This window comes from Curtobacterium sp. MMLR14_002 (assembly GCF_001864975.1).
GTDB lineage: Bacteria > Actinomycetota > Actinomycetes > Actinomycetales > Microbacteriaceae > Curtobacterium > Curtobacterium flaccumfaciens.
Genome location: NZ_MJGT01000050.1, coordinates 246,052 through 271,999, shown reverse-complemented (window position 1 = coordinate 271,999; position 25,948 = coordinate 246,052). Strand labels below are relative to the sequence as shown.

Here is a 25,948-nt window from a genome sequence, read left to right as displayed (position 1 = left end):
CCACAACGGCGTTCGGTTCTGTGATTGGGTGTCGACAACCCCGATCAACGACGAACGGAGTGCGGCAATGGCGCCACGACCACGACCCATCACGAGACGACACCTGTTGGGCTTCGGCCTCGGCACCGCGGCGGCGGGACTCCTCGCCGGCTGTGCGGTCCCGGGCTCGACCAACGTCAACAAGGCGGCCCTCGTGCCCGCCGCGGCCTCGGGTGAGACCGTCCAGCTCACCTACTGGGCCTGGCTCAAGGACCTGCAGAAGGTCTGCGACGTCTGGAACAGGACACATCCGGACATCCAGGTGTCGGCGAACTGGATCCCCGGCGGCAACAGCGGCGGGTACCAGAAGATGTACTCCGCGCTCGCGGCCGGCGGCGGCCCGGACATCGGGCAGGTCGAGCTCCGGCAGATCCCCGAGTTCATGCTCGCGAACGGCCTGGTCGACCTGGCCCGGTACGGCGCGAAGGACTTCGAGTCGAAGTACGACGAGGCCGCGTGGGCGCAGGTGTCGTTCGTCGACGGCATCTACGGCATCCCGCAGGACACCGGCCCGATGGGGTTCTACTACCAGACCGCGATCCTCGAGCAGGCCGGTGGCGAACCCCCGACGACCTGGGACGAGTGGCGTGACCTGGCCGACAAGGTCCGGAGCACCGGGAAGCAGAACTACCTCGAGGTGTTCCCGGTCGCCGACGCCTCACCGTTCGCCGCGTACGCACAGCAGGCCGGCGCGCGCTGGTTCAAGGTCGACGGCGACGAGTGGGTCGTCGACATGACCGACGACAAGACCCTGATGGTCGCGGACTTCTTCGACGGCGTGATCGACGACAAGCTCGTCGACACGAGTGCCGGCGCGTACTCCCCCGGGTGGTACGCCGCGGCCGCGAGCGGCAAGATCGCCGCGGTCACGAGCGCGAGCTGGGGTGACGCCCTGATCGAGTCGGTGCAGGGCGGCGAGGGCAAGTGGAAGGTCGCCCCGATGCAGAAGTGGGGCGCCGACGGCTTCGGATCGAGCGCCATCGGCGGTTCGACGGCCGCGGTGCTGGCGAACGCGAAGCACCCGAAGGAGGCGCTCGAGTTCATCACGTGGATGACCACCTCGAAGGAGGGCATCGACGCGATGATCGAGCACTGCGGCATCGGTTGGTCGCCCGCGGTCGACTACATCGGGGCGCAGCGGGAGAAGCCGTCGAAGTGGTTCTCCGGCCAGAACTACAACGAGGACGTCTTCGTGCCGGCCTCGAAGGAGCAGAACATCGACTGGTCGTGGTCCCCGGTGACCCAGTCGGCCTTCACCAGCCTGCAGAACCAGTTCCGCCGCAAGCTCACCTCGGGCCTGAAGCTCAGTGACGCCGTGGCGCTCGCACAGCGGGAGATCGTCCAGTCCTTCAAGGACAAGGGCCTCAGCGTCAGGACGGCACGATGACCCAGCAGACCACCACCAGGCAGTCCACCGGCCGACCGGCCGGCGGGACGCCCGCGTTCCGCACGAGCACGAAGGCCACGAGCGCGCAGAAGCGTGCCCCGTGGATCCTGCTCGCCCCGTTCCTTGCCCTGTTCCTGCTGACGTTCGTCATCCCGATCATCAGCGCCCTGTTCCAGTCGTTCACCACCGTCGACCGCGAGGGCCTGTTCGGTGAGGACGGTGTGGTCGGCCGGTTCGCCGGGTTCGACAACTACGCGATCGCCCTGCAGGACAGCGGGTTCGTCGCCTCGATCGGCCGCATGCTGCTGTTCGGCATCGTCCAGGTCCCGGTGATGATCATCGCCTGCACGATCCTCGCGCTGCTGCTCGAGTCGGCGAGCGCCCGCTGGCCGGGCTTCTTCCGGGCGATCTACTTCATGCCCTACGGCGTCCCCGGCGTCATCGCCACGATCCTGTGGTCGTTCCTGTACGTGCCCGGCCTGTCGCCGATCGTGTCGCTGCTGCAGTCGATGGGGCTGCAGCCGGACTTCCTCGGTGCCAACAGCGTGCTGTGGTCGATCGCGAACATCGTCACGTGGACGTACACCGGCTACAACATGCTCATCATCGTGGCGCAGCTGAAGTCCATCCCCGGCGAGGTCTACGAGGCCGCCAAGGTCGACGGTGCGAACGCGTTCCAGGTCGCGTGGCGGATCCAGATCCCGCTCATCGCACCGGCCCTGGTGCTCACGACGGTGTTCTCGATCATCGGCACCCTGCAGCTCTTCGCGGAGCCGCAGATCCTGTCGACGGTCGCCCCGGCGATCGACACCGAGTACACGCCGAACTACGCCGCCTACACGAACGCGTTCGCGTTCAACGAGTACGGCGTCGCGAGTGCGCAGGCGGTCATCATCGCGCTGGCCGCGTTCATCCTGTCGTTCACGTTCCTCGCGCTGACGAACCGACCGCCCAAGGACGAACGCGACCGCCGCAAGCGCGCACGGCGCGACGGCCGGGAGGCCCGCACCGCGCTCCAGACGCGCGCTGCGGCGGGCAGCAACGGCACTTCCCAAGCCGCACCGGGCCTCCAGGCCAGGTCCGGTCTGCAGAACGGAACGAAGGGGGCCGACGCATGACCAGCGAAGCCATCGAAGCGCCGGCCACGGCGAAGACCGCCGTCCCGGTCGACACCACGTCGATCAGTGCGCACCAGCGACGGAAGCTCGACCGGTCGCCGCGCTCGCAGATCGTCGTCACGGGGATCCTCGTCGTCGTCGCGCTGTACTTCATCGTCCCGCTGTACTGGGTCGTCATCGCCGCGACGAAGACCACGGGCGCGCTGTTCTCGACCAACGGGTTCTGGTTCGGCGGCGAGTTCGCGCTCTGGAGCAACCTGCAGCAGGTGTTCACCTACGACGGCGGCATCTTCGTCCGGTGGATCGCGAACAGCATCCTGTACTCCGGCGTCGGTGCGGTCCTGGCGACCTACTTCGCCGCGGCCGGCGGGTACGCGCTGGCGAAGTACGACTTCCGGGGGCGCCAGTTCGTGTTCGGCACGATCCTCGGCGGCGTGCTCGTGCCGGGGACCGCGACGGCACTGCCGCTGTTCCTGCTGTTCTCGTCGATGGGACTGACGGACACGTACTGGAGCGTGCTCATCCCGAGCCTGGTGTCGCCGTTCGGGCTGTTCCTGTGCCGGGTGTACGCCGCCGCGTCGGTGGACACCACCCTGCTCGAACAGGCACGCATCGACGGTGCCGGCGAACTGCGGATCTTCCACACCGTGGTGCTCCGGCAGATGACCCCGGCGCTCGTCACCGTGTTCCTGTTCCAGGTGGTCGGGATCTGGAACAACTTCTTCCTGCCGCTCATCATGCTGGCAGACCAGAAGCTGTACCCGATAACACTGGGTCTGAACAACTGGCGCTCGCAGGTCGACCGCCTGCCGGAGTTCTACCAGCTCACCACCGGCGGGGTGCTCGTCTCGGTCATCCCGCTCGTCATCGCCATCATCGTCCTCCAGCGCTTCTGGCGTGGAGGCCTCACGGAAGGATCGGTCAAGGGTTGACCCACTCCGCACTCTCGTCCACCGCACCCGGCTCCGACTCGCGGCTGGCACCCCGTACCTGGCTGCACACCGACGCCCCGTCCCTGTCGCTGAACGGGGACTGGCGGTTCCGGTGGTCGCCCGTCGCCTCGGTCTCCGAGGACTTCGCGACCGAGGGTGGGGAGGACGACGACCCGGCCTGGGGCGAGCTCCCGGTGCCGTCGCACTGGGTGCTGCACGGGCACGGCGCACCGAGCTACACGAACCTGCAGTACCCGTTCCCGATCGACCCGCCGCACCCGCCGGAGGAGAACCCGACCGGTGACCACCGCCGCACGTTCGAGCTGCCGTCGTCGTTCGACGGTGCCGGCCGGGTGCTGCTGCGGTTCGACGGGGTCGAGTCGCACTTCCGGGTGTGGCTGAACGGGACGCTCGTGGGGTGGTCGACGGGCTCGCGCCTGGCGACCGAGTTCGACGTCACCGAACTGGTGCGCCCGGGGGCGAACGAACTCGCGGTCCGGGTGCACCAGTGGTCGGCGGCGTCCTACCTGGAGGACCAGGACCAGTGGTGGCTGCCCGGCATCTTCCGCGACGTCACCCTGCTCGCCCGACCCACGGCACCGATCGACGACGTGTTCGTCCAGGCCGGTTGGTGGGCGACGCTCGGCACGGCTGCCTCGGCGGGCACCGCGGCCTCGGGACGGCCGGAGACGGGGACTGGCACGATCACGTTCCCGACGCTCGACGCGGTGTTCCCGGTGCGGTTCGCGGTGCCCGACCTGGGCGTCGACGTGACCTGGGCCACGGCGGACGACGTCGCGCCGATCGAGGTCGAGGGCGTCGAGCCGTGGAGTGCCGAGCTGCCGAAGCTCTACGACGCGATGCTGTCGACCGGTTCCGCGGCGGCCGGCTCGGGCGGTGCCGCCGGTGGTGAGACCGTCTCGCTCCGACTCGGGTTCCGCACCGTGTCGATCGTCGGCGACCGGTTCCTGGTGAACGGCGAGCGCGTGGTGTTCCACGGCGTGAACCGGCACGAGACCCACCCCGTGCGCGGCCGGGTGTTCGACGAGGAGCACGCCCGCGCCGACATGGCGCTGATGAAGCGGAACAACGTCAACGCCATCCGCACCTCGCACTACCCGCCGCACCCCCGCGTGCTCGACCTGGCCGACGAGCTCGGGTTCTGGGTGATCCTGGAGTGCGACCTGGAGACCCACGGGTTCCTGTTCACCGACTGGGTCGGCAACCCCTCCGACGACCCGGCGTGGGCCGAGGCCTACCTCGACCGCATCGCCCGCACCGTCGAGCGCGACAAGAACCACGCGTCGATCGTGATGTGGTCGCTCGGCAACGAGTCCGGCACCGGCCGGAACCTCGCGGCGATGTCGCAGTGGGTGCACGACCGCGACGCCGTGCGCCCCGTGCACTACGAGGGCGACTACACGGGCGAGTACACCGACGTCTACTCGCGGATGTACCCGACGCTGCAGGAGACCGAGTCGATCGGCGGCGGCACCCCGACGCCCCTGCTCGGCTGCGGCCCGGCCGCGGCCGCACGGCAGCGGTCGAAGCCCTTCATCCACTGCGAGTACGTGCACGCGATGGGCAACGGCCCGGGGCAGATCGCCGAGTACGAAGCCCTGGTCGACCGGTACCCGCGGCTGCACGGCGGGTTCGTGTGGGAGTGGCGGGACCACGGCCTGCTCGCGAAGACGCACGACGGCGAGGACTACTACGCCTACGGCGGGGACTTCGGCGAGGTCGTGCACGACGGCAACTTCGTGATGGACGGCCTGGTACTGCCCGACGACACCCCGACACCGGGGCTCGCCGAGTTCGCGGCCGTCGTGGCCCCGATCCGGCTCGCGGTCTCGGACACCACGGTGCTGGTCGAGAACCGGTACCACTCGGCATCGACCGCCGGGCTCCGGCTGTGCTGGACCCTGTCGCGGAACGGCGTCGTCGAGGCCTCGGGGCGCCTGTCCACGGGCATCGTCGCCGCCCGTGAGTCGGCGACGGTCCCGGTGCCCTCCGAGGTGCTCGACGCGGCCACGTCCGAACTCGCACCCGGCGACGAGCTCTGGTTCGACCTGACCGTGGAACTGGCGGGGCCGACCGCGTGGGCGGACACCGGCCACGTCGTCGCACGCACCCAGCGGCTCGTCGCGGCGCGCGCGGCGGACGCACCACGGGCCTCCCGGCAGGGGTGGGACGGCGACCACCTGGGTGACGGCACCTTCAGTGCCCGCGGTGACCTGGTGTCGTGGAAGGGGCACGAGGTCGCCGGGCCCCGTCTGGAGCTGTGGCGTGCACCGACGGACAACGACAGCCTGGCGTCACAGGGCGGCTACGAGACCGCGGACCCGGTGCTCACGCACGGTGTCGGCGACCCGACCGCTCCCCCGTCCGCGACGCGCTGGCGCGACCGAGGGCTGGACCGGCTGACGCACCGGCTGGTGTCGGTGTCGCGCACCGACTCCGGTCTGGAGCAGCGTGTCCGCGTCGCGGCGGCGAACAGCGGGTGGGGGCTCGAGGTCACGCACCGCTGGACCCTGACGTCCGGCGGGCTCGTGCTGCAGACCGACGCCGTGCCGTTCGGCGCCTGGGACGTCACGTGGCCGCGGATCGGGGTGCGGTTCGACCTGCCGGCGTCGCTGGCGGATGCGGACGCGACCTGGTTCGGGACCGGACCGCTGGAGTCGTACGCCGATTCCTCGCACGCTGCCCGTGTCGGCCGGTTCACCGCTCCGGTGCGCTCGCTCGGGGTGGAGTACTCGCGGCCGCAGGAGACCGGGTACCGGCCCGACCTGCGGGAGCTGTCGGTCGGGCCGTTCACCGTGACGACGGTCGGGTCGCACCGTGCGGGGTTCACCCTGTCGCCGTGGACCGCGCAGCAGATCGACCGCGCCGAGCACCCGTACGAGCTGCCCACGTCCGACCACCTGTACCTGTACCTCGACGCCGCGCAGCACGGGCTCGGCAGTCGGGCGTGCGGGCTCGACGTGCTGCCGGAGCACCAGCTCTGGCCGCAGGCGTTCAGTTGGAGCGTGCTGCTGGGCTAGGCGGTCACGCGCAAAACACCGGTGTTCGCACGTTGCACACCCGCATCCCGCGGCGTGCAGTGCGAACACCGGTGTTTTGCGCGCGGGAGCTACGCGCCGTCGGACAGGGCGCGCAGGGCCTCGGGGTCGCTCGCGTTCAGGAAGTCGGTCAGGCGCTCGGCCTCGCCCGGCTCCTCGATCGCCTCGGCCGCACGCCGCAGGGCGAACAGCGCCCGCAGCACGCCACGGTTGGGCTCGTGCGACCACGGCACCGGACCGACACCGCGCCAGCCGGCCTTGCGCAGCGCGTCGAGCCCGCGGTGGTACCCGACACGGGCGTACGCATAGGACTCGAGGGTCGCGCCGCGCGCCCACGCCTCGTCGGCGAGCAACGCCCACGCCAGGCTCGACGACGGGTAGGACACCACCACGCTGGCGACGGGGGCCTCCGCCTCGATCGCGGCGGTCACCTCCGGCTCGGCGGGCAGCAGGGTCTCGGGGTTCGACGACGGGGTCGGCAACAGGTTCTCCGGCATGCCCCCAGCCTGTCATCCCTTGCGGGTGCCCGTGTCACGGGATTACCGTGGAGGTCACCTCGTCGTCATCGCGGGGCCGCCGGGGCGGGAGACCGACCGGCGGAACGGATGGCGGACACGGGGGTCCCCCGACGGAAGCAGACGGATTGCTGTCGATCACCGGTACCGCTCAGCCCACGCGCTGACACCGTGATCGCGCGCCCCGTCGGGCGCTCCACCGCACCGCGGTGGCCTCGGTGTCGTGCGCCCAGCATCGACACCGGGAGACACCCCCATGCCCACCAGTCCGTCCGTCGTCCTGCACGACGTCACCTTCGCCTGGCCCGACGGCACCGTCGCGCTCGACCACCTCACCGCCGCCTTCGGACGTGGCCGGACCGGCCTGGTCGGGAGGAACGGGGCCGGCAAGTCCACGCTGGTCCGGCTCGCGACCGGCCGGCTCCACCCCACGTCGGGCAGCATCACGACGTCGGGTCCCGTCGACCACCTGCCGCAGCGCCTTGCAACGGGGATCGACGACACCGTCGCCGACCTGCTCGGCATCCGGCCCACTCTCACCGCGCTCCGGGCCGTCCTGGCCGGCGACGCCACGGCAGCACAGCTCGAGGCAGTCGGCGACGACTGGGACCTGGAGGAACGGGCCGCCGCGGTGCTCGACCGGGTCGGGCTCGACGGCACCGACCTCGACCGGCCGGTGTCGACGCTGTCCGGCGGGCAGTCGGTGCTCGTCGCCGTCGCCGGGGTGCGGTTGCGCGCCCGGCCGATCGTGTTCCTGGACGAGCCGACGAACAACCTGGACCGCCGGGCCCGCGGGCTGCTCCTCGACCTGGTCGACGACTGGCGCGGCACCCTGGTGCTCGTCAGCCACGACCGGGAACTCCTCGAGCACGTCGACGAGACCGTGGAGCTCCGCGCCGGGGCGATGACGGTGTTCGGCGGGACGTTCAGCGCGTTCGAGGAGCACCTGGCCGTGCAGCAGGCGGCCGTCGAGCGCGAGGTCCGCGTCGCCGACCAGCGGCACCGCACCGAGAAGCGGCAGCGCATCGAGGCGGAGACGAAGATCGCGCGTCGTGCCAAGGCCGGTGAGAAGGCGGGCCGCTCGATGCCGAAGATCCTGGCGAACGAGCAGCGGAAGAAGGCGCAGGAGACCGCCGGTCGACTGCGCGTCGGGTACGCGGACGACGAAGCCGCCGCACTCGCCACCAAGCGCGAGGCCGAGCTCCGCCTGCGCGACGACGAGTCGATCCACGTCACCCTGCCCGACCCGGACGTGCCGGCATCGCGTCGGATCGCCACCGTGACCGTCCGCGGCCGGGACGTCATCGTGCAGGGGCCGGAACGGATCGCCGTCACCGGGGACAACGGCGTGGGCAAGTCCACCCTGCTCGAGCAGCTCGTCGGCGACCCCGCGGCCCGGGAGCACCCGCTGCCCGAGACCACGGCCGTCGCCCACGTCGACCGGATCGCGTACCTGCCGCAGCGGAAGGACAGCCTGGACGACACCGCCACGGTGCTCGACAACGTGCGCCGGGACGCCCCGCACGTCCCCGTCGCCGAGGTCCGCAACCGGCTGGCGAAGTTCCTGGTGCGCGGGGACACCGTCGACCGCCCGGCCGGGGACCTGTCCGGCGGCGAGCGGTTCCGGGTGGCGCTGGCGGCCCTGGTGCTCGCCGACCCGCCGCCGCAGCTGCTCGTGCTCGACGAGCCGACGAACGACCTCGACCTGACGAGCGTCGACCAGCTCGTCGACGCGCTGCGGGCCTACCGGGGAGCGCTCGTCGTGGTGAGCCACGACGAGACGTTCCTGGAACGGCTCGAGCTCGACGAACGGATCGAGCTGCGGTAGCCGAGGGTCGGCGTCAGCGCCGTCCGAACATCAGCGCCGTCGGGTCGGACGGATCGCGAGGGACTCGACGGTGCCGCGCTCGGGCATGTCGACGACGGTGCGGACCGCGGCGGCCACGTCCTCCGGCGCCAGGTAGTAGTCGGTGTCGTAGGACTCCCCGAGCTTCGCCACGAGCTGCCGCTGCATGTCCGAGTCGGTCCGGCCCGGGTGCACGCTCGACACCCGCACGCCGTTCGCCCGCTCCTCTTCGCGCAGGGCGTCGGCGAAGGCCCGCAGCGCGAACTTCGACGCCGCGTACACGCCACCGCCGGGGCCCGAGTGGAACCCGGAGCCGCTGTTGATCGGTACGACGATGCCCCGGGCTGCCCGCAGTGCCGGCAGCGCCAGCCGGGTGAGCTCGGCGACCGCGAACACGTTCGTCGCGAAGACCTGCTCCCACACCGCGCGCGGGGTGTCGGCGACGGTGGTGCCCTGCTCGACACCGGCCGAGTGCACGAGCACGTCGAGCCGATCCGGCAGCGCCGGGACCTCGCCCGCGCCCAGGTCGCCGACGAACGGCGCCGCGCTCGGCAGCTCCTGGACGAGGGCGTCCACGGCGTCGGCGGACCGGCCGCCGACGAGCACGTGGTGGGTGCGGCCGAGGTCGGCGGCGATCGCGCGGCCGATGCCGCGGGTGGCTCCGGTCACCAGGGCGACCGGACGGTTCTGGAGCTGGTCTGTCGTCACGGAGGCCAGCCTACGGAAGCCGAGCCGGGCCTCCTGTGCGGTCGCGGCGACGACGCAGGACCGTCAGCGCGACGCCGGCGACGACCACCAGGCCCACGAGCGCCGCGATGCCCCACGGCGAGCCGGCGAGCGCCGCGACGACCGCCCAGAACACGGCGAGCCCGACCGTCGCGTACAGGAACGCCCAGGCCACGCATCCCGGCACCATCGCGATCGTGTACCGCCACCAGGCGACCCGTGCCAGCCCCGCTGCGGCGTTCATCACCGTCTGCAGGCCGACCACGACGAAGCTCACCGTCACGACGGGCAACCCCCAGCGCTCGAGCAGCGCCGAACCGCGACGGACCGCCGGCGACCGCAGCCAGCCGCCCCACCGCGATCGGGACGCACCCGTCACCGCGAGCCGCGCGACCCAGTACGTGGCCTGCGCACGGCAGAACACGATCACGAAGAGCGCGAGGACGAGCCACCGGAACGGGAGCCCCTCGAGGAAGGACGGCACGCTCGCACCGTAGCGCCCCGACCCGGAGAGCGCCCGTCAGCGGTGGTCGGACGAACCGCGGTCAGTCGTTGTCGACGCCCTGGCGGATGCGGATGCCCTCGAGCACGTCCTGCGCGCGCTTCTCGTCCTGCTTCTCGATCTGGCGGGTGTCGCGCTCGGGGAGCTGGATGTCCTCCTCCGCACGGATGCCGGCCTGCAGCTCGCGACCCCGCTCGATCTCGGCGTCGAACTCGGCACCGAAGAGCAGGGCATTGTTCGTGATCCAGATCCACAGCAGGAACACGATGACCCCACCCAGGGAGCCGTACGTGGCGTTGTAGTTCGAGAAGTTCCCGACGTAGAACCCGAAGCCGACACTGGCGATGATCCAGATGAGGAGCGCCAGGATCGAGCCGCCGCTGACCCAGGTGAACTTCGGCTGCTTGACGTTCGGCGACCAGTAGTAGAGCACCGCGACGACGATGATCGCGATGACGAGCAGGATCGGCCACTGCACGATCGACAGGACGGTGACGGCCACGTCGCCGAGGCCGATGACGTCGCCGAAGCTGCGGGCGAGCGGAGCGCTCACCAGCACCAGCAGACCGACCACGAGCAGGACGACGGTGGTGACGGTCACGCCGAGCATGGTCGGGCGGAGCTTCCAGATCGGGCGGCCCTCACGGACGTTGTAGATCCGGTTCATGGCACGGCCGAAGGCGCCGACGTACCCGGAGGCCGACCAGAGGGCGCCGACGATACCGACGATGAACGTGATGGGCGCGGCAGGCGAGCGGACGAGCCCCTCGACGGGGTCGCGGATCAGTTCGACGACCTGCTGCGACCCGATGTTGCCGATGATGTCGAGGAGCGTGTCGATCGTCTTCTTCGGGTCCGACACCAGGCCCAGGATCGACACGACCGCCAGCAGCCCGGGGAACAGCGCGAGCACGGAGTAGTACGTCAGGCTCGCCGCCAGGTCGGTGCACTGGTCGCTCGTGAACTCGCGCAGCGTCTTCTTCAGCGTGTAGACGAGCGTCGGCTTCTTGAGGTCGGTGGGGTTGTCGGGCTTCCGGGCGTCGTCCGGATCCGGCTTGTGCTCTTCGTGCGCCATGTGACTACCCTCTCGCCTTCACGGCCTGCTTCGACCGCTTGACCGCCTGCTTGCGGTTCTTGTTCGCCCGTCGCTGCACCGCCGCGATGCCGACCTGCTGCTTCACGCGGGCGCGGTGCGCCGGGTCCTGCTCCAGGGCTTCCTCCGCCGCCTTGGCCCGCGCCTTCCGGCCCTTGCGACCTGCCTGCGCCTGCTCCTTCGCCGGGGCGTCGCCACGCGCACCGAACGGCAGCAGCGCGGTGAAGGCCGAGTTCGCCGGCGGCTGGGCCAGGTGCCCGGCGGGGCGGTTCCGCAGCGCGATGCCGAGGACGATCGCCGCGACACCGGTCAGTCCCGTGATGCCCATCGCCACCAGCGGCGTGGGATCCCGGTGCCACCGCTGCTTCGTCTTGGCGACCGCGAGCCGCGTGCGGGCGGGCAGGTCCGCGCGTCGCTTCAGCTCCGTCACGGTGTCCGTGATGCCCTCGCGGGTGCGCACGTTGGCGAGTTCGAGCTCGGGCAGACTGTCCTTGGCCATTCCCCATTTCGTACACGTCCCACCCGGGATCGTGCCCAGCAGGCCGCGTCTACCGTGCCGCACATGCTCTTCCGGGACGCCGCCGAGGGGATCCACCGCCTCGAGATCGCACACACCAACACGTACCTCGTCGAGACCGGCGATCGGTTGCTCGTCGTCGACGCGGGGTTGCCCGCCGCGTGGCCGCACCTGCAGCTCGCCGTGCACGACCTGGGCTACACGCCCGACCAGGTCGATGGGCTCCTGCTCACGCACGGCCACTTCGACCACGTCGGCACCGCAGCACGGATGCACCGCGACTGGGGTACGCCCGTGTTCGTCCACCCGGGCGACCGGCACCTCGCCGCGCACCCGTACTCGTACCGGCCGCAGACGAACCGCTTCGGGTTCGTGGCACTCCACCCGGGTGGTCTGCGCCCCCTGGGCCGGATGCTGCTGGCCGGTGCGGTCACGGTCGACGGCATCGCGGACACCGAACCGATGGAGAGCCGCGCCGACGTGCCGGGCAACCCGTGGATCATCGAGACCCCGGGGCACACCGACGGCCACGTGGCACTGCACTTCGCCGACCGCGACGCCGTGATCGCCGGGGACGCGCTCGTCACCTTCGACCCGTACACGGGCGGGATCGGACCGCGGATCGTCGCACCCGCGGCGACCTCCGACGTCGACACGGCGGTCGCGTCGCTCGACCGGCTCGCGGACACCGAGGCGAAGCACGTGCTGCCCGGCCACGGGCCGGGCTGGTCGCTCGGCGTGCGGCGGGCCGTCGCGCAGGCGCGGCGGGTGGCCGGCGCCGCCTGACGCGGCGACCAGCTCGCGAGTCCACGCGCTCAGCGACACCTCACGGGCGCTCCGACGCGTGGACTGTCGGTGAGCGCGAAACGTCGCAGAAGGGGCGTGCGCGAAAGGTCACCGACGCGGTGGACGCGACCAGAGCCGGACTGGAGGCACGGTGCGGGCCCGCCCCGCGCCTCCAGGCCGAGGGTGGTCGCGGTCAGGACGGGACGACGACGTCCTCGGGCAGGCCGGACGCCGCGGAGCGGCCGGCGGCCTCCATCAGCGCGAGGCTCCGCAGGTTGTCACGACCGCTCGTCTCGGGGGCGGGGCCGCCCTGCACCGAGCGGGCGAACGCCTGCAGCCCACCCTGGCGGTCGGTGTGCGCGAGCACGGGGAGCTCGACCGGCTCGGCGACGTCGTCCTGCGTGCGGCGGACGGTGACCCGGTCGCCGTCGACCGCGTTCGGTTCACCGTCGCGGCTCGTGAACCAGAGCTCGCCGTCCTCGCCCTCGATGCTCCACTCGCCGGCCCAGGCGGTGCGCGGGCCGCGGCTCAGCCAGCTGCCGCGGTAGTTGACGACCGTGTCGCCGTCGAGCTCGATGATCATCGAGGCAACCGCTTCGTCCTGGTACTTGCTGTAGGCGGGGTAGCTGGCCTTGGCGAAGACCCGGACGGCCTCTTGCCCGGTGATCATCCGGAGCAGGTCGAAGTGGTGGATCGCCATGTCGTTGATCATCGCGTGCGGGAACCGGTAGTGCGGGTACGTCTCGGCGGGCTGGTCGTTGTCCCACTGCCGGAAGTCGACGTTGATCGCGGAGACCTCGCCGACGACGTCCGCCTCGAGCATCTCCTGCACGACCCGCGGTGCCGGGTACCAGCGGTAGTTCTGGCTGACCTGCAGCACCAGGCCGGCCTCCTCGGCGCGACGGACCGCGGTGACGGCCTCGTCGGTGGTGTTGGCGAACGGCTTCTCGACCAGGACGTGCTTGCCGGCATCGAGGGCCTCGAGCGCGAGCGGCACGTGCGTCACGGCCGGGGCGGTGATGACGACGGCGTCGGCCTCGACCGCGGCGAGCGCCTCGGTCAGGGACCCGAACGCCGCGGAGGCCGGGAGCCCGAGGTCGGTCCGCACGGCCTCGAGCGTCGGCGCCGACGGGTCGACGATCGCGACCACCTGCACTTCCGACACCTCTGGGATGGCGGTGCGGGCCCAGTTGCCGCCCCACCCTCCGAGACCGACGTGGATGATCCGGACGCTCATGCGCGCACTCCTTCGTGACTGCCGTCGTGACTGGTGACGCACCACGGACGCCGCGGTGCGTGCGTCCAGTCTGTCAGTGCGTGAAGGCGTACGCGATGAGTGCCATCGTGACGATGAAGCCCGCCAGGTAGTTGATCCAGAGGAAGCGCTTCCACCCGGCGTTCGCGGCCTCGGCGCCCTGGTCCGTGATGTTCCACCACGGCAGCACGTTGAGCGCGTACGGGATGACGACGATCGCGGCGATCGGCCCGGGGAACGCCGAGAACAGCAGCGCGACGCCGGCGACCAGGTAGGCGACGAAGGCCAGGCGGACGGTGGCCCGTGCACCGATGACGGTCGCGACGGAGCCGATGCCGCCGGCGCGGTCGGCCAGGACGTCCTGCACGGCACCGAACGCGTGCGAGGCCACGCCCCACAGGAAGAACGCGATGCAGACGGCGACGAGTTCACCGGTCCAGTGCGGGCCCGCCAGGGCGAGGCCGTAGATCGCCGGCGAGACGAAGTGCGTGCTCGACGTGAGCGAGTCGAGGAACGGCTTCTCCTTGAACCGCAGCCCCGGTGCCGAGTACGCGATGACCGCGAAGACGCTGATCGCCAGGACGAGCCACGACCACGGCCCGTTGCCGCTGACCGCGCCGAGCACCACGAGCGCGACGAGGAAGGGGACGTTCGTGACGACGACGGCCCACAGCGTGGTGCGGTGGACGCTCTTGTCGAGCAGGGCGCCCTCGACGCCGCCCTTGCGCGGGTTGCGCAGGTCGGACTCGTAGTCGAAGACGTCGTTGATGCCGTACATCGCCAGGTTGTAGGGCACCAGGAAGTACACGACGCCGACCAGGAAAGCGACGAGCGAGAACCCGCCGCCGCCCTCGACACCGACCCCGCTGCCGAGCAGGTACGCGGCGCCGAACGGGTAGGCGGTGTTCACCCAGCTGATCGGGCGCGACGACACGAACAGGGCGCGCAGGGTCGACGGCCTGGAGGCGGTGCTGGCGTTCACTTCGTGTCCTCTGCTGGTGCTGTGGTCGGGCCGAGCGCGGGGCGAGAGCCCGTCCGGTCGCGTGCGCCGGTCCGGTCGCGTGCGCCCGTCCGGTCGAACAGGACCCACAGGCTGGGCAGCAGCACGATGGCGGACATCGCGTAGGCGAGGTCCTCGACCGGGATCGCACCGATCTTCGCACCGCTGATGAGCGAGGGGTCGTAGGCGACGATCCGCAGCGTGACGATGACGTTGTCGAACACCATCGTCATCACAAGCAACGCGACGCCGGCGATCACGGACGTGAGCACCGCGACCCGGCGCCCGACCGCGGGCCGTCGACCCGCCGCACGGGCCCGGCGGGCGGCGACGACGCCGGCGACCACGGCCACGACGGCCGTGACGCCGAAGAACGGCAGGGCCAGGAGCGCGTACGCCCCGGTGCCGTTCACGCCCGCCGCCGATCGGTCGCCCGCTGCACCAGGGGCCGGACGAAGCCGACCAGGTCCATCGTCGAGTAGCAGAGCAGCAGCAGGAAGAAGAGCTCCTCGAGCGGGACCTCGGGCGCCAGGAGCACCCCGGTGAGCAGGTTCTGCGGCCCGATGAAGAAGATGCCGGCAGCGACACCGGCGACGTCCCACACCATGAAGAACGCGACGCCGACGACCATCACGGCCGCCGCCCGCCACGGTGCCCGCCAGAAGAACAGCCGGAAGCGGGCGTCCAGCACGGTCATGCCGACCAGGGACACCACCAGGCCGGCGAGGTAGACCCCGGGCATCAGGCGGTCTCGGTCCGGTCCCGCGGGGCCCCGAGGGGCGTCGGCAGCGGCTCGGTGCTCCGGTCGCCGTGGATGCGCTTGAGCAGGACCTCGGCGCTGATCAAGCACATCGGCAGACCGATGCCCGGGATCGTCGAGGCACCGACGTAGTACAGCCCCTCGACCTTCTTCGACGCGTTCTTCTCGCGGAAGAACGCACTCTGCTTCAGGGTGTGCGCCGGGCCGAGCATCGAGCCGTTCCAGGCGTTCAGGTCGTCGGCGAAGTCGCGCGGTCCGATCGTCCGTCGGACCCGGATGCGGTCGCGCAGGTCCGGCACCCCGGCGCGCTCGGCCAGCACGTCGATGGCACGGTCGGCGATCTGCTCGACCTGGTAGTCACCGGCACCGTCGATGCCGCCCTTGCCGATCGACAGGTCGGCGGGCAGCGGCACCAGGATGAACAGGTTGCTGGTACCGGGCGGGGAGACGCTCGGGTCGGTCTCGGACGGGGCGCAGACGTAGATCGAGGCGGGGTCCGGCACGTGCCGGTCGTCGCCGAAGATCGCGCCGAAGTTCGCCTTCCAGTCCGCGGTGAACATCAGGGTGTGGTGCAGCAGGCCCGGCGTCGGACCGTCGATGCCGAGGTACACGAGCACCGCGCTCGGGCCCGGGTCGCGCTTCTTCCAGTGGTCGGCGCCGTGGGTGCGGTGCTCACGCTCGAGCAGCTGCATCTCGGTGTGCTGCATGTCGGCAGCGCTGACCACGAGGTCGGCGGGGGCCGTGTGCTGCACGCCGTCGCGGTCGCGGTGGACGACCCCGGTGGCGACGCCGTCCTCGACGACGATCCGCTCGACCTTCGCACCGGCGATGATCTTCGCGCCCTCGGCCCGGGCGACCCGCTCGACGGCGGAGATCACCTCGGTGATGCCGCCCTTCGGGTAGAGCACGCCGTCGGCCAGGTCGAGGTGGCTCATCAGGTGGTACATGCTCGGTGCCGCGTACGGGCTCGTGCCGAGGAACACCGCCGGGTAGCCGAGGATCTGCCACAGGCGACGGTCGCGCACCGCGGTCTCGGCGAAGGTGGAGAGCGGCTCGAGCAGCAGGCGCGCGAGCTTGGGCAGACGACGCAGGACGTCGGGTGCGGCGAGCTTCGTGAGGTCCTGGAAGCTCGTGTAGAGGAACCGGCGCACGGCCATCGTGTAGGTGTCCTCGGCCGACGCGAGGTACTTCCGCATCCGCTCGCCGGCACCGGGCTCGATGGACTCGAACAACGCGATGTTGGCCTCGGCGTCGGCGCGCAGGTCGATCGGCTCGTCGTGGCCCTCGCTGTAGACGCGGTAACCGGGGTCGAGCTTCACCAGGTCGAGTTCGGCCTCGGCCGACGTTCCCAGCAGCTGGAAGAAGTGGTCGAAGACCTCGGGCATGAGGTACCACGACGGCCCGGTGTCGAACCGGAACCCGTCCTGCTCCCACGAGCCGGCACGGCCGCCGAGCTGCGTGCGCTGCTCGAGCACCGTCACCGAGAAGCCGTCGCGTGCGAGCAGCGCAGCGGCCGCCAGGCCGCTGATGCCGCCGCCGATGACGACCGCGCGGCGTGCGGGCACCTTGCGCCGGGTGGTGGTGGCGGCCGTCGTCGGTCGGGAGGCGCGGGGCGGGGTCATGAGGAGCCTCCCGGCCGGTGGGTGGTGACGCGCGACCGGAGCGGTGCGCGTCCGGCGAGGACCTGCGCCGCGAGGCGCATCTTCACCGGGTTGGGGACGCGCACGCGCGTCGTGACGAGGCGGCTCGCCGGGGTGCGCGCGAGTCGGTCGTTGAGTTCCTGGAACAGCGCGTGTGCGAGTCCGACGGCGTTGCGGGCGTCGGCCGGCAGCAGCCGGATCGTGCGTGCTGCGTGGTCGAGGTCGGCCTGCACGTCGGCGACCAGGCGGTCCTTCGTGGCCTCGTCGAACGACCGGATGTCGACGCCCGGGAAGTACGAGCGACCGAGCACCTCGAAGTCGGCGTGCAGGTCACGCAGGAAGTTCACCTTCTGGAACGCGGCACCGAGCGCACGTGCACCGGCGACGAGTTCGGCCTGGTCGAACGTCGGCCGACCGGCGCGGTACACGAACGCGCGCAGGCACATCAGGCCGACGACCTCGGCCGAGCCGTACACGTACGCGTCGAACGAGGCGTCGTCGTGCTCGGTGCGGTCGAGGTCCATGCGCATCGAGGCGAAGAACGGGGCGGTGAGCTCGGCGCCGAAGCCGGTGGCGCGGGCTGTCCGGGCGAAGGCATGGACGACCGGGTTCACCGAGAAGCCGAGCGCGATGGCCCGTTCGGTGTCGGCCTCGAGCTCGTCGAGCACCGTGCGGGCGAGCTCGCGGTCGAGCCCGGCCTCGGTCGCGGGGCCGTCGACGACCTCGTCCGCGACGCGGACCAGCGCGTAGACGTTCCGGATGTGCTCGCGCGTGTCGCGGGCCAGCATGCGGCTCGCCAGGCCGAACGACGTGGAGTACCGGTCGATGACGACACCCGACGCGGCCTCGGCCGTGGCGTCGTAGAGCTGGAGGCGAGCCGGACGGGATCCGGTCGCCGTGGTGGTGCTGTGGGTCACCGGGCGCGCTCCACGAGTTCGGTCACGAGGGCCTCCAGGCGGTCGGCGAGGTCGTACGGCAGCCGGGCGAGCTCGGCCCGGGCGAGTGCGGTGTGGTCGGCGACGCGTGCTTCCGCGGCGCCGCGCGCACCGCAGGACACCAGGGTCGCACGGACCTCGTCCGCGCGCGCCTCGGTCAGGTCCGGGTCGCCGAGGTACGGCTCGAGGTCGGGCCAGCAGTCCGTGGTCGCCGCGTAGGCGATCAGCATGGTGCGCTTGCCCTCGCGCAGGTCGCCGAGCACGGTCTTGCCGGTCATGGTCTCGTCACCGAACACCCCGAGCAGGTCGTCGACGATCTGGTACGCGATGCCGATCTCGCGACCGAAGGCCCCGAGGGCGGTAACGATCTCCTCGTCAGCGCCGGCCAGGACGGCACCGGACTGCAGCGGAGCCTCGAACGAGTACACGCTCGTCTTCGCCCGCTCCATCGCCAGGACCTCGTCCACCGTCGGCATCACGCCGAGCGCCAGGTCGACGTCGGTCATCTCGCCGGCAGCGCTGGCGAACACCGCCTCGTCGAGCAGTTCGAGCAGCCGCTCGCGGCGGGTGCCGTCGACGCCCGCAGCCTCGATGAAGCGGGGCGCACCGGCGAGCGCCAGGTCACCGGCGATGACCGCCGCACTCATCCCCCGGTGCTCGGCCGTCGGCAACGGCAGGCCGCCCGTCGTCCCGTTGTCACGGAAGGACCCGGCGACGTTCGGCTGACCACGGCGCGACCAGTCGCGGTCGATGACGTCGTCGTGCACCACGAGTGCGGTGTGCAGGAGTTCGTAGGCCGCGGCGACGTTGGCGGCTGCGTGCACGTCGGTGCCGCCCATGCCGGCGTACGCGGTCATGACCATGCGGGGCCGGAAGCGCTTGCCGCCCATGCTCGCCTTGCGGAGCACGCGCCACAGTTCTTCGGACGGTCGGCCGTAGCGCTCGGCGCGTGCCGACGACACGGCGAAGAAGCGCTCGAGGCAGTCGTCGACGAGCGCGAGGTCGATGTGCGGCACGGTGGTCGCTTCCTCGCTCATTGGCCTAACCTATCGACACAGATGAACGCTTTCCCTGAATCCGTGGTGCTCCTGGCCGACGACCGTACCCCGATCGGCACGGCGGACAAGTTCACGGTGCACACAGCCCACACGCCCCTGCACCTGGCGTTCTCGTGCCACGTCCGGAACACCGACGGTGACGTCCTGGTGACCCGACGAGCACTGTCGAAGAAGACCTGGCCGGGGGTGTGGACGAACACCTTCTGCGGCCACCCCGGTCCGGACGAGTCCTTCGAGGACGCCATCGCCCGTCGGGCCTCTCGCGAGCTCGGCATCACCGTGCGTGACGTCGAGGTCGTGCTGCCGGAGTTCCGGTACCGCGCGGTCGACGCCTCGGGCATCGTGGAGAACGAGGTCTGCCCCGTCTTCCGTGCCGTGACCGACGACACCCCGGCGCCCGCGGACGACGAGGTCGCCGAGTGGGCATGGGTGTCCGAGGACTCTCTCAGGCAGGCCGTCGCTGGCGCACCGTTCGCCTGGAGCCCATGGCTCGGGTGGCAGCTCGCCGAGCTCGAGACCGCTGGGCTGCACGTCACGCGCTGACGCTCCTGCGCCTGCCGCGACGGGTTGTCCGACCCGCGCCGCAGGCGTACGCTCGACCGTCGGCAGCGCTCTGGGCGCCGCCACGACGAGACGAGAAGGGCAGGTGAGGCGCGATGTCGGGTGACCATCCTCGATCGGGCCGGCCGCCCGTGTCGGTCGTCGCGCCCGCTCGCTGACCCTGCCCCGCCCCGGATCGCCTCCGGGGCGCCATCGCGCCCGCCTGCTCCCCACCGAAGGAGCACGCACATGGCACTGATCGACAACGCGATCTACGTCCGGGGACGCCGCGTGGAGTCTCCGTCGACCCTGTCGCGCCCGGCTCGTGGCGACCTGACGTGGATCGGGCTGCTCCGGCCCGACCCGCACGAGCTCGAGGCCGTCGCCACCGAGTTCGACCTGCACGAGAACGCCGTCGAGGACGCCCGCAAGGGACACCAGCGCGCCAAGCTCGAGCGCTACGGCGACACCCTGTTCCTGGTGCTCCGGCCGGCCTGGTTCGACCCGTCCGAGGGCACCGTCGAGTTCGGCGAGGTGCACCTGTTCGTCGGCGACCACTTCGTCGTGAGTGTCCGGCACGCCGCCCGACCCGACCTGGCGGTGCTGCGGGCACAGGTCGAGGCGGACCCGGAGTTCCTGGCGAAGGGGTCCGAGGCCGTGACCGCGGCCGTGCTCGACGAGGTCGTCGACGGCTACGGCCCCGTCGTCCAGGTCCTGCAGGAGCAGATCGACGCCATCGAGGACCAGCTGTTCGCCGGGCAGGTCGACCCCGGGGTCTCGAAGCGCATCTACCAGCTGCTCAGCGAGGTCCTCGCGTTCCAGCGGGCCACCACCCCGGTGCCGGCGATGGTCACGGGGCTGCTCCGCGGTGCCGACAAGTACGGCGTCGACGACGACGTGCAGCACCGCCTCCGCAACGTGCACGACCACGCACTCCGCGTCACCGAGCGGGTCGACTCGTTCCGCGCCCTGCTCGAGAACGCCCTGACCCTGCACGCCACCCTGGTGTCGCAGGAGCAGAACGAGGCGATGCGCCGGATGACCAGCGCGAGCCTGGCCCAGGGCGAGGAGAGCCGGCAACTCGCCCGGGCAGCACACCGCCAGGGCGAGGAGGTCAAGAAGATCTCGTCGTGGGCGGCGATCCTGTTCGCACCGGGCCTGATCGCCGGTGTCTACGGGATGAACTTCGACCACATGCCCGAGCTGCACTGGCACTACGGCTACCCGGTCGCGATCCTCGGCATGCTCCTGCTGATGGGCGTGCTCTGGGCGATCTTCCGCAAGCGCAACTGGCTCTGAGCCGAAGGCGGATCGGCGCACAGGTGGCGTCGATCCGCCGGACGTGCATAATGATCTGGCCCGGATGTGAACGTGCACATCGATGTGCCACGACACCCGGGCGGAAACGAGCAGCAATGGCGTCATCGCGGACACAGCAACCGCGTTCGCCCAGCATCCGTGACGTCGCACGGATCGCGGGCGTCTCGCACCAGACCGTCTCGCGGGTGCTGAACAACTCGGACGCGATCCGGGCCGAGACACGCGACAAGGTCCTGGCGGCCATGGAGCAGCTGCAGTACCGGCCGAACCGGGCCGCACGCGCCCTGGTCACGAGCCGGACCCACACGATCGGCGTCCTGACGGCCCGCCGCGCCCACTACGGTCCCGCCGTGGCGCTGCAGGCGATCGAGGACGCCGCGATGCTCCGCGGCTACTCGGTCACGACGGCGAACATCGCTGAGGCGACCGACGCCGCCGTGCGTGAGGGACTCGGGCACCTGCTCGACCTCGACGTCGAGGGCATCGTCGTCATCGCGCCCCAGCAGCGGGTCTTCGACCTGATCGCGGAGCTCGGTATCCGCACCCCCTACGTCACCATGCGCGCCAGCGTCGGTGAGGACCCGACCGCCCTGTGGGTGGACCAGATGGAGGGCGCCCGGCTCGCGACCGCACACCTGCTCGACCTGGGGCACGAGTACGTGCGGCACATCGCCGGACCACAGGACTGGATCGAGGCCGACGCCCGCATGCAGGGGTTCCTGCGCGAGATGTCCGACCGCGACATGGCCGTCGCGCCGCCGATCCTGGGCGACTGGACCGCCGACTTCGGCTACCACGCCGGCCGTGAGCTGCTGCGGTGGCGGGACTGCACCGCGATCTTCTGCTCGAACGACCAGATGGCGCTCGGCGTCATGCACGCAGCGCGCTCGTACGGACTCGACGTCCCGGGTGACCTGTCCGTGGTCGGCTACGACGACATCCCCGAGGCGAAGCACTTCTGGCCACCGCTCACCACGGTGCAGGTCGACTTCGCCGAGCTCGGGCGTCGCTGCGTGGATCTGCTGCTGCCGAGCGAGGGCGAACTGCTCCGCCCGATCGACATCGTCCCGCAGCTGGTCGTGCGCGCCTCCACGAGCGCGCCCCGCACGCGCTGACGCGCCTCGGGCCGCGCCACGCCCCGAGTACCTGCCACGAACTTCTGCCCAGGGACGCCCGGAGACGCCCGGTACGCCCGAAACGACCAGGTACGCCCGGAACCACCCGGCCGCCGCGGAGTACCTGCCACAAACGGGCATACCTTCCACGAAGTTCGGCCCAGGTACGCCCGAAACGGGCCAGGTACGCCCGGAACGACTGGGTACGCCCGAAACGTCTCGGTACGCCCGGAACCACCCGGCCGCCCCGGAGTACCTGCCACAAACGGGCATACCTGCCACGAAGTTCGGCCCAGGTACGCCCGGAACGACTGGGTACGCCCGAAACGTCTCGGTACGCCCGGAACCGCCCGGCGTCCCCGGAGTACCTGCCAGGAACGGGCATACCTGCCACGAACTTCCAACGAGGTACGCCCGGAACGACTGGGTACGCCCGGAACCACCCGGCCGCCCCGGAGTACCTGCCACAAACGGGCGTACCTGCCACGAACTTCCGACCAGGGACGCCCGGAAGCACCAGCCAAGCCCGCTCCGACGAGGCGAGCGCGGCTCCGGACGCGACCACGAAGCGGACGGGAGGCCCGTGGCGGGCCCGCCACGGGCCTCCCGGCCGCGCATGCGGATTCGCGCAACGAAACGCCCGCTCCCGAGCCCCCTGGCCCCAACCCGGGGGACGTTCCCTCCGGATCACGCACGCCGTTACGAAAACGCGACCAATCCGAATTGACAGCCACACCGAGGCTGTGCGTAAATTGCCTCCGTCCAGCCGATGTGACCGTTCACATGAGCGTCACACCGAGCCGGATCCGGACGCGACAACGAAGTCCACACAGGCCCCCTGTGCTTTCGCTGCCGCAGCAGAACCACCCGAACACACTGCCGCACCGAAGCGGCAGAAGGAGATGCACTGTGGCGTCAACCCCGATCGACACCGGCCTCGAGACCCGGTCGATCACCGCACCCGAGACGATCCTCGAGATGCGCTCGATCACCAAGGAGTTCCCTGGTGTGAAGGCGCTGGCCGACGTCTCCCTCAGCGTCCGCGCCGGCGAGATCCACGCGATCTGCGGCGAGAACGGCGCCGGCAAGTCGACCCTGATGAAGGTCCTGTCGGGCGTCTACCCGTACGGCACCTACAGCGGCGAGATCGTCTACGAGGGCGAAGAAGTCCGCTTCTCGAACATCAAGCAGTCCGAGCAGGCCGGCATCGTCATCATCCACCAGGAGCTGGCGCTCATCCCGGAGCTCTCGATCACCGAGAACCTGTTCCTCGGCAACGAGCCGGGCCGCTTCGGGCGCATCGACTGGACCGCCGCGCAGCTGCGTGCGCAGGATCTGCTCGCCCGCGTCGGCCTGGCCGACGACCCGGACACGCAGATCAAGAACCTCGGTGTCGGCAAGCAGCAGCTCGTCGAGATCGCGAAGGCCCTGCACAAGGACGTCAAGCTCCTGATCCTCGACGAGCCGACCGCCGCGCTCAACGAGAACGACTCGCAGCACCTGCTCGACCTGATCGTCGGGCTGAAGGCCAAGGGCATCGCGAGCATCATCATCAGCCACAAGCTCAACGAGATCGAGCAGATCGCCGACGAGATCACGATCATCCGCGACGGCAAGGCCATCGAGACGCTCAACGTCAAGGCGGACGGCGTCAACGAGGACCGCATCATCCGCGGCATGGTCGGCCGCTCGCTCGAGTCGCGCTTCCCCGACCGCACCCCGAAGATCGGCGAGACCTTCTTCGAGGTCCGCAACTGGACCGTGCAGCACCCGATCGACTCGTCGCGTCTGGTCTGCAAGGCCTCGAACTTCCACGTCCGCCGCGGTGAGATCGTCGGCTTCGCCGGCCTGATGGGCGCCGGACGCACCGAGCTGGCGATGAGCCTGTTCGGTCGCTCGTACGGCACCTGGCTCGACGGCCAGATCATCAAGGACGGCCGCGAGATCAAGGTCACGAACGTCCAGCAGGCGATCGAGAACGGCATCGGCTACGTCTCCGAGGACCGCAAGGCGCTCGGCCTGAACCTGCTCGACACCGTGAAGCGCTCGACGGTCGCCGCCGACCTGAAGAAGATCTCGAAGGCCGGTGTCGTCGACTCGCTCGAGGAGTACTCGGTCGCCGAGAAGTACCGCAAGATGCTCCGTACGAAGGTGCCGAGCGTCGAGGACAACGTCGGCAAGCTCTCTGGTGGCAACCAGCAGAAGGTCGTCCTGTCCAAGTGGATGTTCACCGACCCGGACATCCTGATCCTCGACGAGCCCACCCGCGGCATCGACGTGGGTGCCAAGTTCGAGATCTACGGGATCATCCAGCAGCTCGCCGCCGAGGGGAAGGGCATCATCCTCATCTCGTCCGAGCTCCCCGAACTCCTCGGTCTCTCCGACCGGATCTACACCATCTTCGAGGGCCAGATCACCGCTGACCTCCCGGCCGACCAGGCCGATCCCGAATCGCTCATGCGCAGCATGACCTCCGCGCGGAAGGGCGCCACCGCCTCATGAACAACCTGAAACTGCTCTTCGGCAAGGGCAACAGCATCGGCCAGTACGGCATGATCATCGCCCTCATCGTGCTGCTGATCTTCTTCTCGATCACGACGAACGGGCTCATCCTCGAGCCGACCAACGTCATCAACCTGTTCCTGCAGTACTCCTACATCCTGATCCTGGCGCTCGGCATGGTCATGGTCATCATCGCGGGGCACATCGACCTGTCGGTGGGGTCGGTCGCAGCGGTCGTCGGCATCGTCGTGGCGCAGTCCATGGCCGTGTGGGACTTCCCGGTGTGGGCAGCCATCATCCTGGGTCTCGCGTGCGGTGCCCTGATCGGCGCGTGGCAGGGCTTCTGGGTCGCGTTCGTGAAGGTCCCGGCCTTCATCGTGACGCTGGCCGGTCAGCTCATCTTCCGTGGTGTGAACCAGATCATCGGCAACTCGACGTCGGTCCCCGTCCCGGACGCCTTCACCCCGATCGGCGCCGGCTTCCTCGGTGACTTCGGCCCCGACTTCGGCTTCAGCAACGGCACGCTGCTCATCGGCCTCGTCACGATCCTCGCGCTCATCATCATCGAGGCCCGTGGCCGTGCCCGCCGTCGGAAGATGCAGGCCGAGGTCCCGCCGCTGTGGGTCTCGATCGTCCGCACCGGCATCCTGGTCGCCGTCACGCTCGTCGCCACGTACCTGTTCGGCGCCGGTCCGGTCGGCACCTCGGTCCCGATCGTCGCGATCATCCTCGGCATCCTGACCATCGTCTACGGCTTCGTCACGAAGAACACGATCTTCGGTCGCCAGGTCTACGCCGTCGGTGGCAACGCCAACGCAGCCGTCCTGTCCGGCGTCTCGGCGCGGCGGGTCAACTTCTTCGTCATGATGAACATGTCGGTCCTCGCCGCGATCGCCGGCATGGTGTTCGTCGCCTACTCCGGCGCCTCGGGCCCCGCGGACGGCACCGGCTGGGAGCTCGACGCGATCGCCGCCGTGTTCGTCGGTGGCGCGGCGGTCGCCGGTGGTGTCGGCACGATCTCCGGCTCGATCATCGGTGGTCTCGTGATGGCGCTGCTGTCGAACGGTCTGCAGCTCATGGGCCTCGAGTCCAACCAGGTGCAGATCATCCGCGGCCTGGTCCTGCTCGTCGCCGTCGCCTTCGACGTCTACTCGAAGTCGCAGGGACGCCCGTCGCTGATCGGCGGCATGATGCGGCAGTTCCAGCGGAAGGACACCGAGCAGAACACGGTGGCCGCCCAGCAGCCGCGGTCCATCGAGGACCAGCCGGACAAGATCACCCTCCCCTAGTCCACCCCTCCCCA

Annotated in this window: 23 protein-coding genes; 11 read left to right on the top strand and 12 right to left on the bottom strand. The window is 70.4% G+C overall.

Annotation, left to right across the window (positions count from 1 at the left end):
- Positions 1–67: 67 nt before the first annotated feature.
- Genes BIU91_RS07915 through BIU91_RS07900 form a run of 4 tightly spaced genes read left to right on the top strand, consistent with a single transcriptional unit; the run spans position 68 to position 6,517 of the window.
- Positions 68–1,426 (top strand): extracellular solute-binding protein, encoded by a 1,359-nt coding sequence (locus BIU91_RS07915; protein ID WP_071404945.1) that lies wholly within the window; start codon positions 68–70, stop codon positions 1,424–1,426.
- Positions 1,423–2,544, top strand: coding sequence for a sugar ABC transporter permease (locus BIU91_RS07910; protein ID WP_071404944.1), 1,122 nt, complete (start codon positions 1,423–1,425; stop codon positions 2,542–2,544). The genes BIU91_RS07915 and BIU91_RS07910 overlap by 4 nt, the downstream gene beginning before the upstream one ends.
- Positions 2,541–3,476 carry a carbohydrate ABC transporter permease gene (locus tag BIU91_RS07905; RefSeq protein ID WP_027464914.1) on the top strand — a complete coding sequence of 312 codons (936 nt, stop codon included), beginning with the start codon at positions 2,541–2,543 and terminating at the stop codon, positions 3,474–3,476. The genes BIU91_RS07910 and BIU91_RS07905 overlap by 4 nt, the downstream gene beginning before the upstream one ends.
- On the top strand, positions 3,473–6,517 hold the full coding sequence (locus BIU91_RS07900; RefSeq protein ID WP_071404943.1) for a glycoside hydrolase family 2 TIM barrel-domain containing protein: 3,045 nt from the start codon (positions 3,473–3,475) through the stop codon (positions 6,515–6,517). The genes BIU91_RS07905 and BIU91_RS07900 overlap by 4 nt, the downstream gene beginning before the upstream one ends.
- An 89-nt stretch (positions 6,518–6,606) precedes the next feature.
- Here the strand turns inward: BIU91_RS07900 and BIU91_RS07895 are convergent, their stop codons facing one another.
- Positions 6,607–7,032: a DUF3151 domain-containing protein gene (locus BIU91_RS07895; protein ID WP_071404942.1), complete on the bottom strand. Its 426-nt coding sequence runs from the start codon at positions 7,030–7,032 to the stop codon at positions 6,607–6,609.
- A gap of 274 nt (positions 7,033–7,306) precedes the next feature.
- On the opposite strand from BIU91_RS07895, the gene BIU91_RS07890 reads away from it, so the two are divergent.
- Entirely contained in the window at positions 7,307–8,878 is a 1,572-nt protein-coding gene (locus tag BIU91_RS07890) for an ABC-F family ATP-binding cassette domain-containing protein (RefSeq protein ID WP_071404941.1), read from the top strand.
- A 30-nt stretch (positions 8,879–8,908) separates the two neighbouring features.
- Here the strand turns inward: BIU91_RS07890 and BIU91_RS07885 are convergent, their stop codons facing one another.
- From BIU91_RS07885 to BIU91_RS07870, 4 genes are all read right to left on the bottom strand, one after another.
- The gene (locus BIU91_RS07885; protein WP_071404940.1) at positions 8,909–9,604 is read right to left on the bottom strand and encodes an SDR family oxidoreductase; all 696 of its coding nucleotides are present in this window, start codon (positions 9,602–9,604) and stop codon (positions 8,909–8,911) included.
- A 10-nt stretch (positions 9,605–9,614) separates the two neighbouring features.
- Positions 9,615–10,106 carry a VTT domain-containing protein gene (locus BIU91_RS07880; RefSeq protein WP_071404939.1) on the bottom strand — a complete coding sequence of 164 codons (492 nt, stop codon included), beginning with the start codon at positions 10,104–10,106 and terminating at the stop codon, positions 9,615–9,617.
- A 61-nt stretch (positions 10,107–10,167) separates the two neighbouring features.
- Positions 10,168–11,199 (bottom strand): YihY/virulence factor BrkB family protein, encoded by a 1,032-nt coding sequence (locus BIU91_RS07875; protein ID WP_071404938.1) that lies wholly within the window; start codon positions 11,197–11,199, stop codon positions 10,168–10,170.
- Positions 11,200–11,203: 4 nt separating this feature from the next.
- Positions 11,204–11,716 carry a hypothetical protein gene (locus BIU91_RS07870; RefSeq protein ID WP_071404937.1) on the bottom strand — a complete coding sequence of 171 codons (513 nt, stop codon included), beginning with the start codon at positions 11,714–11,716 and terminating at the stop codon, positions 11,204–11,206.
- Between the two features lie 63 nt (positions 11,717–11,779).
- Between BIU91_RS07870 and BIU91_RS07865 the strand changes: the two genes are divergently transcribed.
- The gene (locus tag BIU91_RS07865) at positions 11,780–12,520 is read left to right on the top strand and encodes an MBL fold metallo-hydrolase (protein ID WP_071404936.1); all 741 of its coding nucleotides are present in this window, start codon (positions 11,780–11,782) and stop codon (positions 12,518–12,520) included.
- A 193-nt stretch (positions 12,521–12,713) separates the two neighbouring features.
- Here the strand turns inward: BIU91_RS07865 and BIU91_RS07860 are convergent, their stop codons facing one another.
- The 7 genes from BIU91_RS07860 to BIU91_RS07830 all read right to left on the bottom strand — a co-directional run bounded on the left by BIU91_RS07860 (position 12,714) and on the right by BIU91_RS07830 (position 19,147).
- Positions 12,714–13,757 (bottom strand): Gfo/Idh/MocA family oxidoreductase, encoded by a 1,044-nt coding sequence (locus tag BIU91_RS07860; RefSeq protein WP_071404935.1) that lies wholly within the window; start codon positions 13,755–13,757, stop codon positions 12,714–12,716.
- Between the two features lie 73 nt (positions 13,758–13,830).
- Positions 13,831–14,757: a prenyltransferase gene (locus BIU91_RS07855; RefSeq protein ID WP_071404934.1), complete on the bottom strand. Its 927-nt coding sequence runs from the start codon at positions 14,755–14,757 to the stop codon at positions 13,831–13,833.
- Positions 14,754–15,188 (bottom strand): lycopene cyclase domain-containing protein, encoded by a 435-nt coding sequence (locus BIU91_RS07850; protein WP_071404933.1) that lies wholly within the window; start codon positions 15,186–15,188, stop codon positions 14,754–14,756. The genes BIU91_RS07855 and BIU91_RS07850 overlap by 4 nt, the downstream gene beginning before the upstream one ends.
- The gene (locus BIU91_RS07845) at positions 15,185–15,517 is read right to left on the bottom strand and encodes a lycopene cyclase domain-containing protein (protein ID WP_027464925.1); all 333 of its coding nucleotides are present in this window, start codon (positions 15,515–15,517) and stop codon (positions 15,185–15,187) included. The genes BIU91_RS07850 and BIU91_RS07845 overlap by 4 nt, the downstream gene beginning before the upstream one ends.
- Positions 15,517–17,157 carry a phytoene desaturase family protein gene (crtI, locus tag BIU91_RS07840; protein WP_139196536.1) on the bottom strand — a complete coding sequence of 547 codons (1,641 nt, stop codon included), beginning with the start codon at positions 17,155–17,157 and terminating at the stop codon, positions 15,517–15,519. The genes BIU91_RS07845 and crtI overlap by 1 nt, the downstream gene beginning before the upstream one ends.
- Complete coding sequence (locus BIU91_RS07835; RefSeq protein WP_071404932.1) at positions 17,154–18,092, bottom strand: squalene/phytoene synthase family protein; 939 nt, start codon at positions 18,090–18,092, stop codon at positions 17,154–17,156. Before BIU91_RS07835 ends, crtI begins: the two co-directional genes overlap by 4 nt.
- A complete protein-coding gene (locus BIU91_RS07830) occupies positions 18,089–19,147 on the bottom strand; it encodes a polyprenyl synthetase family protein (protein ID WP_071404931.1) in 1,059 nt (352 codons plus the stop codon). Before BIU91_RS07830 ends, BIU91_RS07835 begins: the two co-directional genes overlap by 4 nt.
- 21 nt (positions 19,148–19,168) lie before the next feature.
- Between BIU91_RS07830 and idi the strand changes: the two genes are divergently transcribed.
- The 5 genes from idi to mmsB all read left to right on the top strand — a co-directional run bounded on the left by idi (position 19,169) and on the right by mmsB (position 25,934).
- Positions 19,169–19,711, top strand: coding sequence for an isopentenyl-diphosphate Delta-isomerase (idi, locus tag BIU91_RS07825; protein ID WP_071246200.1), 543 nt, complete (start codon positions 19,169–19,171; stop codon positions 19,709–19,711).
- 246 nt (positions 19,712–19,957) lie between these two features.
- On the top strand, positions 19,958–21,007 hold the full coding sequence (locus tag BIU91_RS07820) for a magnesium and cobalt transport protein CorA (RefSeq protein ID WP_071404930.1): 1,050 nt from the start codon (positions 19,958–19,960) through the stop codon (positions 21,005–21,007).
- 116 nt (positions 21,008–21,123) lie between these two features.
- On the top strand, positions 21,124–22,143 hold the full coding sequence (locus BIU91_RS07815; RefSeq protein ID WP_017886425.1) for a LacI family DNA-binding transcriptional regulator: 1,020 nt from the start codon (positions 21,124–21,126) through the stop codon (positions 22,141–22,143).
- Between the two features lie 978 nt (positions 22,144–23,121).
- Positions 23,122–24,645 carry a multiple monosaccharide ABC transporter ATP-binding protein gene (mmsA, locus tag BIU91_RS07810; RefSeq protein WP_171907801.1) on the top strand — a complete coding sequence of 508 codons (1,524 nt, stop codon included), beginning with the start codon at positions 23,122–23,124 and terminating at the stop codon, positions 24,643–24,645.
- Positions 24,642–25,934 carry a multiple monosaccharide ABC transporter permease gene (mmsB, locus tag BIU91_RS07805; RefSeq protein WP_071404929.1) on the top strand — a complete coding sequence of 431 codons (1,293 nt, stop codon included), beginning with the start codon at positions 24,642–24,644 and terminating at the stop codon, positions 25,932–25,934. Before mmsA ends, mmsB begins: the two co-directional genes overlap by 4 nt.
- Positions 25,935–25,948: the final 14 nt, after the last annotated feature.